Annotated in this window: 10 protein-coding genes and 1 tRNA gene; 6 read left to right on the top strand and 5 right to left on the bottom strand. The window is 60.1% G+C overall.

Annotated elements, in window-relative coordinates:
- Nucleotides 1-127 precede the first annotated feature (127 nt).
- Nucleotides 128-2,119, bottom strand: coding sequence for a DNA topoisomerase IV subunit B (parE, locus tag QUV11_RS11785; protein ID WP_300882924.1), 1,992 nt, complete (start codon nt 2,117-2,119; stop codon nt 128-130).
- Between the two features lie 75 nt (nt 2,120-2,194).
- Nucleotides 2,195-2,944 (bottom strand): GcrA family cell cycle regulator, encoded by a 750-nt coding sequence (locus QUV11_RS11780; protein WP_300882922.1) that lies wholly within the window; start codon nt 2,942-2,944, stop codon nt 2,195-2,197.
- Nucleotides 2,945-3,012: 68 nt separating this feature from the next.
- On the opposite strand from QUV11_RS11780, the gene QUV11_RS11775 reads away from it, so the two are divergent.
- Entirely contained in the window at nt 3,013-3,891 is an 879-nt protein-coding gene (locus tag QUV11_RS11775) for an ABC transporter permease (protein ID WP_289619230.1), read from the top strand.
- 44 nt (nt 3,892-3,935) lie between these two features.
- Here the strand turns inward: QUV11_RS11775 and hspQ are convergent, their stop codons facing one another.
- Complete coding sequence (hspQ, locus tag QUV11_RS11770) at nt 3,936-4,262, bottom strand: heat shock protein HspQ (protein WP_289619249.1); 327 nt, start codon at nt 4,260-4,262, stop codon at nt 3,936-3,938.
- Between the two features lie 253 nt (nt 4,263-4,515).
- On the opposite strand from hspQ, the gene QUV11_RS11765 reads away from it, so the two are divergent.
- The 5 genes from QUV11_RS11765 (at nt 4,516) to QUV11_RS11745 (ending at nt 9,066) form a co-directional block, all read left to right on the top strand.
- A tRNA-Ser gene (locus tag QUV11_RS11765) sits at nt 4,516-4,605 on the top strand.
- A 143-nt stretch (nt 4,606-4,748) separates the two neighbouring features.
- Complete coding sequence (locus tag QUV11_RS11760; RefSeq protein ID WP_300882918.1) at nt 4,749-5,900, top strand: site-specific integrase; 1,152 nt, start codon at nt 4,749-4,751, stop codon at nt 5,898-5,900.
- Nucleotides 5,901-6,500: 600 nt separating this feature from the next.
- On the top strand, nt 6,501-6,644 hold the full coding sequence (locus QUV11_RS11755) for a benenodin family lasso peptide (protein WP_300882916.1): 144 nt from the start codon (nt 6,501-6,503) through the stop codon (nt 6,642-6,644).
- 26 nt (nt 6,645-6,670) lie between these two features.
- A complete protein-coding gene (locus QUV11_RS11750; protein ID WP_300882914.1) occupies nt 6,671-7,345 on the top strand; it encodes a lasso peptide biosynthesis B2 protein in 675 nt (224 codons plus the stop codon).
- Nucleotides 7,345-9,066: an asparagine synthetase B family protein gene (locus QUV11_RS11745; protein WP_300882912.1), complete on the top strand. Its 1,722-nt coding sequence runs from the start codon at nt 7,345-7,347 to the stop codon at nt 9,064-9,066. Before QUV11_RS11750 ends, QUV11_RS11745 begins: the two co-directional genes overlap by 1 nt.
- On the opposite strand, the gene QUV11_RS11740 is transcribed toward QUV11_RS11745, so the two are convergent.
- Together QUV11_RS11740 and QUV11_RS11735 are read right to left on the bottom strand one after the other, a co-directional pair.
- The gene (locus tag QUV11_RS11740; RefSeq protein WP_300882910.1) at nt 9,059-11,287 is read right to left on the bottom strand and encodes a prolyl oligopeptidase family serine peptidase; all 2,229 of its coding nucleotides are present in this window, start codon (nt 11,285-11,287) and stop codon (nt 9,059-9,061) included. The two genes, QUV11_RS11745 and QUV11_RS11740, sit on opposite strands and share 8 nt — an antisense overlap.
- Complete coding sequence (locus tag QUV11_RS11735) at nt 11,277-13,796, bottom strand: TonB-dependent receptor (RefSeq protein WP_300882908.1); 2,520 nt, start codon at nt 13,794-13,796, stop codon at nt 11,277-11,279. Before QUV11_RS11735 ends, QUV11_RS11740 begins: the two co-directional genes overlap by 11 nt.
- Nucleotides 13,797-13,819: the final 23 nt, after the last annotated feature.

Genomic DNA, 13,819 nt, shown 5'->3' with positions numbered 1-13,819 from the left:
GCCAGTCCACCAACCAATGCCTTTTTTGTCACCCCCGCGCAGGCGGGGGTCCCGCTTGCTTCTCGATCCGCCGCGCAAAAGCGGGATTCCCGCGTTCGCGGGAATGACGGGGGAGGAATTTCGCGCGCTAAGCGTCGATCGCTTCACGATCCACCTGCGCCGCGTGGTTCTGGATGAAGTTGAAGCGGTGCTCGGGGTTCTTGCCCATCAGTTCGCCGACCAGATCCTTGACCGCGGAAAACTGCTCGTAATTGGGCGGTAGCGTGACGCGCAGCAGCGAGCGGCTCTGGCGGCTCATCGTCGTCTCGCGCAATTGCCCTGGGTTCATCTCGCCCAGCCCCTTGAAGCGGCTGACCTCGACCTTCTTGCCCTTGAGGATCGTCCGCTCGAGCTCGGCGCGGTGCGCATCGTCGCGCGCGTACCAGCTCTTGGCACCGACCACGAGCCGGTAGAGCGGCGGCTGCGCGAGGTACAGGTGCCCCGCCTTCACGATATCGGGCATCTCCTGGAAGAAGAAGGTCATCAGCAATGTCGCGATGTGCGCGCCGTCGACATCGGCATCGGTCATGATGATGATGCGGTCATAGCGCAGCTGGCCCGGATCGCAGTGCTTGCCGGTGCCGCAGCCCAGTGCGAGCGCGAGGTCGGCGATTTCCTGGTTGGCGCCGATCTTGGCGCTGTTGGCCGAGGCGACGTTGAGGATCTTGCCGCGGATCGGCAGGATCGCCTGCGTCTTGCGATCTCGCGCCTGTTTGGCCGAGCCGCCCGCGCTGTCGCCCTCGACGATGAAGATCTCGGTCTCCGCGCCCTCGACCCCGGTGCCGTCGTTGCTGCAGTCGGTCAGCTTGCCCGGCAGCCGCAGCTTGCGCGCGCTGGTCGCGGTCTTGCGCTTGACCTCGCGCTCGGCCTTGCGCTTGAGCCGTTCGTCCATCCGCTCGAACACGAGGCCCAGCAACGCCTTGCCGCGCTCCATATTGTCGGTGAGGAAATGGTCGACATGATCGCGCACCGCGTTTTCGACCAGGCGCGCTGCCTCAGGCGAGGTCAGCCGGTCCTTGGTCTGGCTCTGGAACTGCGGATCGCGGATGAACACCGAGAGCATCAGCTCGCTGCCGGTCATCACGTCCTCGGCGGTGAGCCCCGCTGCCTTCTTGTTGCCGATCAGCTCGCCAAAGCCGCGCAATCCTTTGAGGATCGCGGCGCGCAGTCCCGCCTCGTGCGTGCCGCCATCGGGGGTGGGAATGGTGTTGCAGTAATAGCTATAGCTGCCATCACTCCACAGCGGCCACGCGACCGCCCATTCGACCCGGCCCTTGCCATCGGGGAAGTCCTGCCGCCCGGCGAAGAAATCGGATGTCGCGCACTCGCGCCCGCCAAGCTGCTCGCGCAGGTGATCGGCAAGCCCGCCGGGGAACTGGAACACCGCTTCCTGCGGCACCTTGTCGTCGGACAGCTCGGCATCACATTTCCAGCGGATCTCGACCCCGGCATAGAGATACGCCTTGGAGCGGGCGAGCGCGAACAGCCGCGCGGGCTTGAACTTCGCGCCTGCGCCGAAGATTTCCTCGTCGGGCACGAAGCTGATCGTGGTGCCGCGGCGGTTGGGGGCAGCGCCGACTTTCTCGAGCGGACCCAGCGGCGCCCCGCGCGAATAATGCTGCGCGTACAATTCCTTGTTGCGCGCCACTTCGACCAGCAATTCGCTCGACAGCGCGTTGACCACCGACACGCCGACGCCGTGCAGGCCGCCGCTGGTGGCATAGGCCTTGTCGGAGAACTTGCCGCCCGAATGCAGCGTGGTGAGGATTACTTCGAGCGCCGACTTGCCGGGGAATTTGGGGTGCGGATCGACCGGAATGCCGCGGCCGTTGTCGCTGATTGCCAGATGATTTCCGGGGCGCAGGGTCACCTCGATCCGGCTGGCATGGCCGGCGACCGCCTCGTCCATGGAGTTGTCGAGCACCTCGGCCGCCAGATGATGCAGCGCACGCTCGTCGGTGCCGCCGATGTACATCCCCGGCCTGCGCCGCACCGGCTCGAGCCCCTCCAGCACCTCGATCGCCGAAGCGTCGTAAGTTTCAACGGGAGCTTGCGATTTGGCGAACAGATCGTCGGACATGCGACCTGCTATAGGGCGCAAAGACGGCGTCCGGCAAGCACGCTGCCGGACTTATCCGCTGCTATTGAGTGGTGATCAGCGGACGCGCGGTCCGCCGAACGGCATCGGCGGCGGCGGGCGACGCGTGCCGCGCGGCAGCTGTGCCTGATAGGCGCGGCCGCAATGTTCCACGCAATAGGGAAAGCCCGGATTGACCTGCTGTCCGCAGAAGTGGAAATCAGGTTCGCCCGGGTGCCCCATCGGCCAGCGGCAGATGCGGTCGCTCAGGTCGAGCAGGCTGGTCTTGCCGGCAATCTCGGCGCTCGGGCGGGCGGGGACCAGACGGCGCGGCGGTGCAGGCGGAATCGGTGCCTGCTGGTCGCCGGGGCCCTGACGCAGGAATCCGCCGGGACCGACCGATACGATGCGCGGCTGCGGCTTTGGCGGCACGGCGGGTTCTGCACCTGCATCCAGGCCGGTTTCCTCGTCATCGTCTGCCGCATCGACGGGTTCAACCGGACGCGGTGCAGGTGTCGGGGCAGGGGCGGGGGCAGGCGCAGCGCGCACCGGCTGCGCAGCCGAATCCGTCTTGAACGGCGGGGCATCGCTTTCCGGTTCCGCCTCTGCCTTTTTCGCAGGTTTGGGCGCGTCGGCCTTCTTGGCAGGCTTGGGCTTGGCTTCGCCAGCCTTGACCGGCGAGGGGCGCGACTTCAGGCCAAGGCGATGCGCCTTGCCGATCACCGCGTTGCGGCTCACCCCGCCCAGTTCTTCAGCGATCTGGCTGGCGGTGAGGCCTTTTTCCCACATGGTTTTGAGCTGATCGATCCGCTCGTCGGTCCATGACATGAACAGCAATTCCTTCTTGACCAATTGGGACTTGCCCGGTCTGGTGTCCGCCGATAGGCGCAACCACCATGAACGATCAAGCACCAAATCCCCCCGTCGCCGTCGCTGCGCCGGGCAATCGACCTGAAATCGGAACCGGCGCTGCCTTTGCAGAGCCCGGCACCGTCCGGATCGGCACGATCAACTGGGGAGGGTTGAAAGCCCTCTATATGAAAGAGGTGCGCCGGTTCTTCAAGGTCCAGTTGCAAACCATCTGGGCACCGGCGATCACCACGATGCTGTATCTGGTGATTTTTACCGTCGCTTTGGGGCGCAGTGGCCGCACCGTTCTCGACGTTCCGTTCGCCGATTTCCTTGCCCCCGGGCTGATCGTGATGGCGATGATGCAGAACAGCTTTGCCAATTCGAGCTTCTCGCTGCTGGTCGGCAAGATCCAGGGGACGATCATCGATTATCTGATGCCGCCGCTGTCCGAGCTTGAGGTTCTCGTTTCGCTGGTCATCGCGGCGGTCACCCGCGCGGTGTTCGTCGGCGGCGCGGTCTGGCTGGCGATGCTGCTGTGGCCCGGGATCGACGTGATGCCGCGCCATCCGCTGGCGATCATCTGGTTTGGCGTGATGGGCGCGATGATGCTGGCGTTCATGGGCGTACTGACATCGATTTGGGCGGAAAAGTTCGATCATGCCGCCGCGATCACCAACTTCGTGGTGGCGCCGCTGGCGCTGCTGTCGGGCACCTTCTATTCGGTCGATGCGATGGCGCCGACCTTCCGCGCGCTCAGCCACGCCAATCCGTTTTTCTATGTGATCTCGGGCTTCCGCTACGGCTTTATTGGCTCGACCGATTCGCCCTTGCTGTTTGGCGCAGGCCTGCTGCTGGCGATCAACGCCGCGCTGGCGCTGGGCTGCTATATGCTGCTGCGCTCGGGGTGGAAGCTGCGCTCCTGATCTGCGTTTCGCACGCGATCAGCCGTACAGTCTCAGCCGCACAGTCAGTGCATGGTGCGCAGACGATAGCGTCCATCGCTGAACGGCCCGAACAATTGCGGCACCGCAGGGTGATCGACAGGTTCGCCGGTGTCGTCGGTCACCAGATTCTGCTGGCTGACATAGGCGATGTAGCTGTTCTCGGCGTTTTCGGCGAACAGGTGATAGAAGGGCTGGTCCTTGGCCGGGCGCAGTTCCTCGGGGATCGATTCATACCAGTCGTCGCTGTTGGCGAAGACAGGATCGATATCGAACACCACGCCGCGGAAATCGAAGATGCGGTGGCGTACAATGTCGCCGATGGCATAGCGCGCCTTGGAGATGCGCGGCATGATTACCCCGCCTGAAGACTGGGTCGTTCCCGATGCATCGTCGTTGCCGGACCGGAAGGGATTGTTGCTCATAGCATCAATCTAGGGTGTTGCGTCGCAGCATACAAGCTTTCCGCCCAACGAGGGCAGGTTTCCACTTGGCAAGGGTGAAAGCCTGCGCTAATGGCCCGCCTTCCCGCAGATCGACCACATCGCTTTCTGCACTGCGGGGACCCGTTCAGGCGCCAGGGCATGACCTTGGCACAGCCCGGCTGGAGAGGTGGCAGAGTGGTCGAATGTACCGCACTCGAAATGCGGCGTGGGCGCGAGCTCACCGTGGGTTCGAATCCCACCCTCTCCGCCAGGTACTAATCCCACAAAATCCCTGACTGGCTCCAGACGTCCAGCTTTCCTGCGGGTTACGCTGGTGATTCGGATCCAAATGTGTCCCACGTCGTCCAGACCGACATTTTTGCAAATGTGGGAACAAATTTTATGATCACCTCCATGAAAACCACTTCGAAGACAGGCTCTGAAACCAAGAGCCAGACCACCCGCCGAGTAGGGTTTGGTGATGGCCTTTATCGCTACGAGAGGCCGGGAGGGAGCAGCAGCTGGGTTTGCCGGGTGCAGCACAAGGGCGACCGGAGAGATTTCGGCCTGGGTAGCTGCAGCAAGGTGAGCCTGGTTGATGCTCGCGAACGGGCGCGCGAGGTGCGAAGCCAGATCGAGATGGGCCTCGACCCGCAGTTCGAGCGGCGAAAGGTCGATGCCGTGCCCACCTTCAAGGACGCTGCGCAGCGGGTCTATGAGGTTCACTCGAAGACCTGGCGCAATGGCAAGCACCACGGCCAATGGATGCGAACTCTGGAAGCCTATGCCTTTCCTTTCATCGGGAAAATGAAGGTTGACCGGATCACGGGGCCCATGATCCGTGACCTTCTGGCCGAGATCTGGCTGACCAAGCCAGAAACGGCACGCAGGGTCCGGCAGCGGGTCGGCGTGGTGCTCGATTGGGCCTATGCATCCGGTTATCGCGATACCGAGGCGCCGATGCGGGCTATCACCAAAGGCTTGCCGCGCCAGCCTCGCCGTGATGGCCACTTTCCTGCCATGCCCTATGAGAAGGTGCCCAAATTCGTCCAGAAGTTGCGTTCACGAGAATCGTTCAGCCGTCTGGCGCTGGAGTTTGCCATCTTCACGGCTGCCCGGTCGGGCGAAGTGCGCGGCATGACCTGGGATGAGGTCGAACTCGAAGACGGCCTCTGGACCCTCCCCAAGGAACGGATGAAGGCATTTCGTGAGCATGTTGTCCCTCTGGCCTCCCGGCCAATGCGTATTCTGCGCCGCTGCAAGCAACTGCGCCTTCGGGAGTCGCCGTATGTATTTCCGGGCTTCAAAAATATGCAGCCACTGTCCGACATGACCCTGTCCAAGCTGATGAAGGAGATGGGCCAGCCGTACACACCGCACGGGTTTCGCTCGTCGTTTCGCGATTGGGTGAGCGAGGAAACGGATCATCCCAGTGATGTTGCCGAAGCGGCGTTGGCGCACGTGGTGGCAAATAAGACTGAGGCAGCTTACCGGCGCGGCAACCTGCTGGAGAAGAGGCGCGTCATGATGGCGGGATGGGCCGCCTACTGCGATAAGGAAAGCTGAAGGAACTTGCATCACGCTGATCTGCAGGTTCGTAATCGCGGTCAAGCTGCTTGCTCGGCTTGACCGCGAAGCTTCTTTGGACGCATCGGTCGATGATATCACTTGTTATCCTCGCGCCAGCAAAACGGTAGGCGAACCTGCCGCACTAATTGGGCTGCATTTTTCGCCTCTGGGATGCGCGATAAATCCACCCGGTTATTGGAAAAAGTGATGTTCCCAGAAAGATGATTTTAGTGCCGTGATGCGCGCTTAGCAGTTTTTCGAGCGGCAGTGGGTGCTGCTAGTGAAAAGGCTCAACCCACCAAGATTGAATTGATGCATCCGGATCCGGTTCTAATTCTGCTTGCGACCGCAACCGAATGAGTCAGTATCGACACACGCTGATGTAATATCAGCGTGTGACCGGGTTCTGACACGCATGTCCAGGCGTACCGCTAAAGGTGTCAGTACGTGCATCCGACGTGCGTTTCCTATTGCTCGGTCACGTTTTAGATCAGCCAGTCTCAATTATAATCGGATTATAAAATGGAGATGACGTTCAACCGGGCATAGCCTTTCTCTGCGACTATCCTGGTCGCATATTACGGAAAGGAACTGAGCATGAACTCGTTTGAACCTCAGCATGACGACGTCATCGATCTGGGCGCTGTCCAGGACGAAACCCGCGGTGCCTCGATCCTCGGCAACGACGATGTCCAGACGGGGCAGCGTATCTTCGTTGGCGGTATCGAGTCCGACGACTGAACAGCCAGTGGCGTGCAGCCTGATGGTTGCACGCCATTGCTGATCGCAAGCCTGTCATGATGGGATATCGGCTCTCTCCGCACCTGCACTTCTGCACATTGGGATCATGCTCGGTGTTTCTCGACCTCGATTCTGATCGCTACTTTCTGTTGCACAAGGATGCCGACGCTCGGTTCCAGCGCTTCGTGTCCGGTTGCGCAGATGTCTCGGACCTTGCCTGGCTGCAGTCGCGAAGCATCATACAAGCCGGCCCGGCAGACTCGGCAGAGCGAAAGCTCCAGGTTGAAACGCCTCTCTTCAGTGTCATCGAGAATGATATCCAGCCCGCGCCTCTCAGGCTCACAGCGAAGGCCATCTTATATCAGGCCTGTGCGGAACTGATGCTCAAGCGACGCCCTCTCGCACAGGTTTTCAGCCGAATTGCATCAACCAGCTTGCCCGCCAGGCCGGAAGAACTTCTGGTTGCCGCTCGCGCGGCAGCAGCTTTCCAGCGGGCAGGCCGCTTTACCTCTGGTATCGACAAGTGTCTGGTTCGGGGGATCGCAATGAAATGCATGCTCGCCCGTCAGGGTTGCCATGTTGACCTCATAATCGGGGTAGCATTGCCATTCTCAGCCCATTGCTGGGTCCAGTTCGGTTCCACAGTCCTGACAGACCCGCTTGACCTCGTCACCACCTACAAACCCATTCTGGTCGTGTAATGGCCGGACATTTTCGTATTGAATTGTCATCGGGCAGCGAAGCTGGAGCCGGAGCTGCTCCAACCAAGGGTTGCCCCGCATTTGTTGATCCTGCAGTGCGCGTCTGGAGCGATACTCCCGTGATCCGGATCGGTGATCACGGCTGCATCATCGGTCACCTGTTTGAAGGCGTCCAGCTAAGCCGCCGCATAACGGAACTTGATGACGTAACTGTACAGGCAATTCTGGCGAGCGAAGGCCGATCGCTACTCACAGATTTTTGGGGGGCTTATGTTGCCGTTATTGTTGGAGATGGCGGCACAGTGTCCGTGCTGCGCGATCCGTCCGGGCAACTGCCATGCTATTATCGCTCCAAATCCGGCAGTCTGATCCTTGGCAGCGATGTCGAGGACCTTGCAACTCGCGGGCCGGGAGCTGTCAACTTCGAACAGGTCGGACGGCTTCTGATCAGCCTCGATGCAATCGGGCGCGACACCTGCCTTACTGGCATTTCGGAACTTCTGGCTGGAGAATGCATCACGAGGTCGACTGCAGGAACTTCCCTGAGCGTGTGGTGGACACCATGGCGTTGGACAGATCCAGGCCAACAGATACATTTTGATGCTGCTGCCGCAAAGCTTCGCCGCGTCACAACCAATTGTGTTCGTTCCTGGGGAGGGTGCTTCGAGTCGATCCTGCTCGGCGTCTCCGGCGGGCTCGATTCTTCGATCGTCGCTTGCACAGTGCAGCCCCACACCATGCTGCACTGCCTCAATCTGGTCAGCAATGATCCGCACGGGGATGAACGAAGCTACGCTGCCAGGCTGGCAACAGTGCTGGATCGTCCGTTGCATGAACGACATTACGCCTTGTCATCAGTGGATGTCGAAGAGCCGGTCGCTCGGCACCATCCATGGCCGGTTGCGCCCTATTTCATGCAGTCCATCGCAGCCATACATTCGCAATTTCGTGCCAACCATCACATCGAGGCACATTTCTCAGGCAATGGCGGTGATAATGTGTTCTGCAGCTTGCGCACAGCTGCACCGTTCGTGGACCGGTTCCTGTCTCAAGGATCCCGCTCCGGCGTCATGACTACCTTGCGGGATCTCAGTGTCCTGACGGGTGCCGACGGTATGACAATTCTGCGCCATGCGTGGGACATTTACAGGCGGGCCGGCCATGCACCGCGTATCGCCAGCGACACATCTGGCCTGTCAAAATCAATGAGCGAAACACTTGTGCCTGATCGGTCGCTCCATCCCTGGCTCGACGTTCCGAAAAATGCGCTTCCGGGCAAAATTGGGCATGTAAAGCAGCTCATCCGCGCACAACGCAGCATTGAGCTTTATCCGCGCAAGACTCACCCGATCCACATTGCTCCATTGCTGTCTCAGCCGATTATCGAGCTGTGCCTCGCAATCCCAACATGGCTATGGGTTAATGAGGGCAAAAACAGGGCAGTTGCCCGAGCAGCCTTTGAAGGTATCGTTCCACAAGAACTGCTGCAGCGAACTTCAAAGGGTGGACCGTCCGGGTTCATGCGGAAGATATACCAATCGCAAGGCCGTAAAGCAGAGGACATGCTGCGTGGCGGCATGCTTGCAAAAGCCGGGATGCTGGACCTTTCTATCTTTGATGGAGCCGGACAACCAACCCCAGATGGATCAAACAGGGCGAGACGAATACTCACATTATGCGCTGCCGAGACGTGGGCACGATGGTGGAGCAATGCTATTTGATGACCGACGCATCCGCCGCGTTGCTTAGAGGCTGGAGTCGGCACCTTTCCGGCAGATCCTCCGCCATTCGCGCCCATCGGTCAAAATCATCCGGGAATTCAAAATCGCGGTCACGCTCGCCGCGTAGCCAGAAATCGAACCAGGCAAGGTTTTCGCGCATAGCCTGAAGGCGGTTGGAGGGAATGTGAAACAGATGCGTTTCATCCGTTGCAGCAGTCTCGCCGGGATAAAGGCCGATCTGGGCCGGAACGCGCGCAGATCGCAGCGCCAAATGGAAATCTATTGCCCCTGCGAACGGGGCCGCCATTTGGTGGAGCACCGGCGCGCACACACGATCTGCGCGTAGCGATGGCGAAAGGCGCCGGTAGTTTGGCAGATTTTCACCTACAGGCGGCCCCCCGAAGATGGCGGTATAGGAGCGGATCGCTTCATGATAGGCTGCAGGCTCGAGGAAACTGCCATCGCCACTGGACGCGGCTTTGAACAGACCAGATTGCGTCACTGCAACATTCGCAATCTGAGAACCGCGGCTATATCCTGCGATGCCAACGCGTGTGACATCCAACGCGCCTTCTTTTGCCATCTGGCCAACAACATCTTCCAGGGTATCAATAACGTTCAGCCAGACATGGCGCTGAAGTTCTTCAGGTGTCAGTTCGCCACGCCCAGCCCGCCACTGGGCATAGGCCGCCATCAAGGCCGGATCCTGCCTCGGGGACGGTTCATTTACGAGAACGACCATGTATCCACGCTCTGCCCAAAGCTGAACGGGATAATCCCATTGGAAGTCCTGTTCGGCAAAACGCTCGTCGGCATCGCTTCCGTGCGTAACGACAATGGCAGGATATTTCTGACCCCTTTCAAACCCGCGGGGCCAGACGATGAACCCTGTTGTATTGAGCCCATGTCGATTGGTCCATGTATGTGCCGTTGTGCGCAAGGGTGTTACAGCTTGGTGTCGCGCGGAAAGTTCGATGATGTTGTCGACCGTGCCGGTGCCGGGCTTAACCCTGACCAGCCTAGGTGATTGTGTCATCGACTCTTCGACACAGACGCCCCAGTCCACGTCCGCACGAAAATCGCACCGGGTCAGACTTCCATTGGTCAAGATCGGTCGCACGCCGCGTAAGGTCACAAGCGCCAATCCGTAGCGCGGATGCTTGGTCGTCCGCATTCCAAGAACTGTTCTCTGACCATCGGTAGAGCGCCAGCTTGCCGCGGCCCGTGGATCCCCCACATAGAAAGGATACTTGCCGTAACTGTGTTGCGGAGCGCTGGCCTGGGTCTCGACCAATTCGAACGCCGTTCCCAATCCGCTGCTGGCGAGGAGGCCCCCGCGAGGCCCTCGGACAAAATCAACCGAAGGTAGACCTTGCTGTTTTCCAACTGACATGCTGGCCGTTGATCCGAACTTCAGTTCAAAGGCTTCAGATTCATCGCTTTGTGTGCCGGATGTGGTTTCGACGTAATAGCGTAAGCCATCTTTGGTCCATTTCACGGTGCCGGCGAAATAGAAGGCAAGACGGTCTTTCGTAGGACGTGTTGCAACAAGTATGTCTTCACCCGTTGGCGACCGCAGGCGCAGTTCGACCATCGCACTGACCGGTGCACGGCGCCTGTGCTTTTGAGCTATGACATCGTCGTCCCGCTTCAGCTGAGGGCGGTCGATTGTCGGCTTAAGTGCAGTATACCACAACCATTTGCGATCCGGGGACCAGTCATATCCTAACACGCCGACCCTGTGCGGCGCGTTATTCGTAACCGCAAACAAACCACCTTCTGTCTGTCCGACCTGAACATTGTCCTCATTCGCGACGACGAGTCCGACATTCAATCTCGCGTCAATCCGATAAAGCTGCTGCCCTTGACCAAGGTCAAGCAGCACATTCCACTCTCTGGCGCCCGCGATCGCCTTGAGATGGTCAGCGGAAGCGGCACGCACGATCTCTTTTCGCACCCGGGTAGCCAAATCCAGATGGTACACGATGTAAAGCGTTCGGTTCTCCCGGAGATCGGCCACCTTTTCGATATAGGCCAGATCCTTTCCATCGGATGACAGCGCAAGCGAGATGACTTTTGGAACCGTAACAATATCTTCCGCCGACCAATAGCGATTGGGTTCCATACCCCCCGCTGCACTCGGCAGGGCGATCAACGACATGCCAGCAAACAGTGACCAGACTGTTGTCCCTGTACGGATCATGCGCGGCTTACCAGTCATGACGTATCGTCAGGCCGAGGAAGCGTCCGACCGCCGAGTAATTGGTTGAATCAAATGCTGCGTCGAACGCGGCCGCCGTGAAGATGCGATCGGGCTTCTCGTTGAGAATGTTGAGGGCGTTGACCGCGATCTCGGTCCCTGTCCCCAGCGTCAGACGCGCCGTCAGATCCAGGGTGGTGAATGAAGACAGCTTGGTCTGAACCGGTCTGCGATTATCGGTCACGCTGCCGCTATGGTTGACGAAGGTGGAAAGCGAAAGCCGCTTTGTGCTGTACGTCGCCCCGGCCCGCGCGCGAATATGCGGCGGAAAGAATATGTTTCCGGCCAGTTCGGTCACGGGCAGGCCGGGAAGAAGACGCTGGCTGCTTTCCATCCATGTACCGCCGCCGCTCAGCGAGAGCCGCTGACCCGGGCCAGTCTCAAGGTCGTATCGTGCCGACACATCGACGCCGCTGTAGGTCTGTTGGGCAATATTGCGGGTGCGTGCATCGAGAAGCGCAATCACCCGCTGCGGGTCATAGGGAGCGCCAGTCCCATTCTGTAGCCCGCCATTTGCGCCGCTGAACAGTGCATCGAGCAAGGCTGCTGACGGATTGAATGTGATGAGATCTGCGAAGATCGGGTTATTGAGCGCGCCAGCGCCTGAGGGCAGCGGAGGTGTTACCCGGTCCGTATAGTCGATATGAAAATAGGCAGCGGACAGCTCCAGACCGCCTGCCGGTTTCACCGTCGCGCTGAAGGTCCAGTTCTCCGAGCGCTCAGGCCCCAGCATCTCGCTGGCCCCCTGGGCAACCGCGAGCGTCGAGCTCGCCGGAAAACCCTGTCCGAAGCCGCCAACCGGCACCAGAACTGCTGAATAGCCCGTATATTGCTGAAAGAGCGTCGGCAGCTTGAACGATTTGCCCCATGAGATGCCAAAGGTCAGCCCGGCTACCGGCTCGTAGATCATGCCGACCTTGGGAGTGACGATATCGCCCGAATCCGAGTTGTCCTCATAGCGCAGCGCGCCGGTGAGCGATGCCCGGTGCGCAAGCGCGACGCCCTGTTCCGGGCTGGTGAGCGGCACATACAGCTCCCCATAGGCAAAATAGTTTTTACGAAGCTGGTCGAACGCCCTGCCGCCAAGCCTCGCCTCGAAAAAGCTGGAACGGTAACCAGCGCCCGCTGCAATCCGGGCGGGCCCTCCAGGCAGCTCGAACAGCGCGCCCTGAAGCCCCGCCTCAACCGAGAAATTCCGGTTGAAGAAATATCGTGGGGCGGTGCTCGTCTGAATGCCTCCGGAAAAAATCCGGGTAAGACCATCGGTTGTGTCGGTGCCATAAAAGCCGAGGATCTCGAAGGTCCAGTCGTCCGACAGATCAACGACGATTTTCGGAGCAATTCCGAATGTCTCGAAATCGGTGCGAACCTGGTTACCAGAGGTGGTGATCGGCACTGTGGCCGAGAAGCCCGAGGCCGCGATCTGTCTGCCCGTCTTGAAAATGGCGTCGGCGCTCAGTTCGACGCGATCACCAAAAGCCTGGTGGGCGCTGATAAGAACGGCGTGCCGACGCAGGTCGGGAAATAGGGTGGCATCCGGATTATTCGAGACTGCATAGCTGCGCGACCCGGCCTGGATCGAAGAATTGCTGCTGACATCATAAGCAGCCAGCACCCCGCCGGTCGACCAGCTCTTGCCGGCCAGAACGCTGAATTGCTGCTGGAAATTGCCGCCATCGGTCGATCCGCCAACGCGCGCGCTGGTTGATACGCCATCATAGCTTCGCCGCAGGATGATGTTGACGACGCCCGCCACCGCATCTGCGCCGTAAATCGCCGAGGCCCCGTCGGCGATCACCTCGACACGCTCGACCGCAGCCACGGGAATTGCGCTCACATCGATGACCGAATTGACCCCGCTGAAGGCAAAACGGTTGCCATTGATCAGTGTCAACGTCGCATTGGGCCCAATGCCGCGAAGATTGAATGTCGATGCACCATTGACGTTGACGTTCTCGTTGGCAGCGCCTTGAGTGTTGCCGATGCCCGGGTTTTGACCCCCACCGAAGTTCTGGGGAAGGCTGCGTGCCACTTCGCCAAGATCATTCTGACCGGCATTGCGGATGTCCTCGCTTGTCACCGTCGTCACCGGAACGGCCGAAGGCGCACCCTTGATGCGTGATCCCGTCACGATGATGGGATCGGATTGCGAGCCGGCTTCATCGGCGCGCCTGCCTTCAGCGCGTCCGATCGTCACCGACCCCCGTTCAAACCGCGCAACGAGGCGGGTGCCACGCAACAGGGCCTCAATGGCTTCCCGTGTTGTCAGATCACCCTTCAGGGCAGGCGCCTGAAGACCTTCAAGATCATCCGCCGAAGCGTAGAGTTCGATTCCGGCTCGCGTGGCCACATTGCGCAGCGCGTCGCCAAGATCCTGCGCTGGCTGGTCGTAGACCATCTTTTCCTGCTGCTGGGCATGTGCAGCACCTGGCATAAGCCCCAGCGCCACGCTGGCCATCAGCGCGCGCATCACCTGTGATTTTCCTGACATCA

It is taken from the genome of Blastomonas sp., assembly GCF_030373265.1.
Taxonomy (GTDB): Bacteria; Pseudomonadota; Alphaproteobacteria; order Sphingomonadales; family Sphingomonadaceae; genus Blastomonas.
Note: the sequence above shows the minus strand (reverse complement) of the source record. Positions and strands in the feature narration are given on the sequence as shown.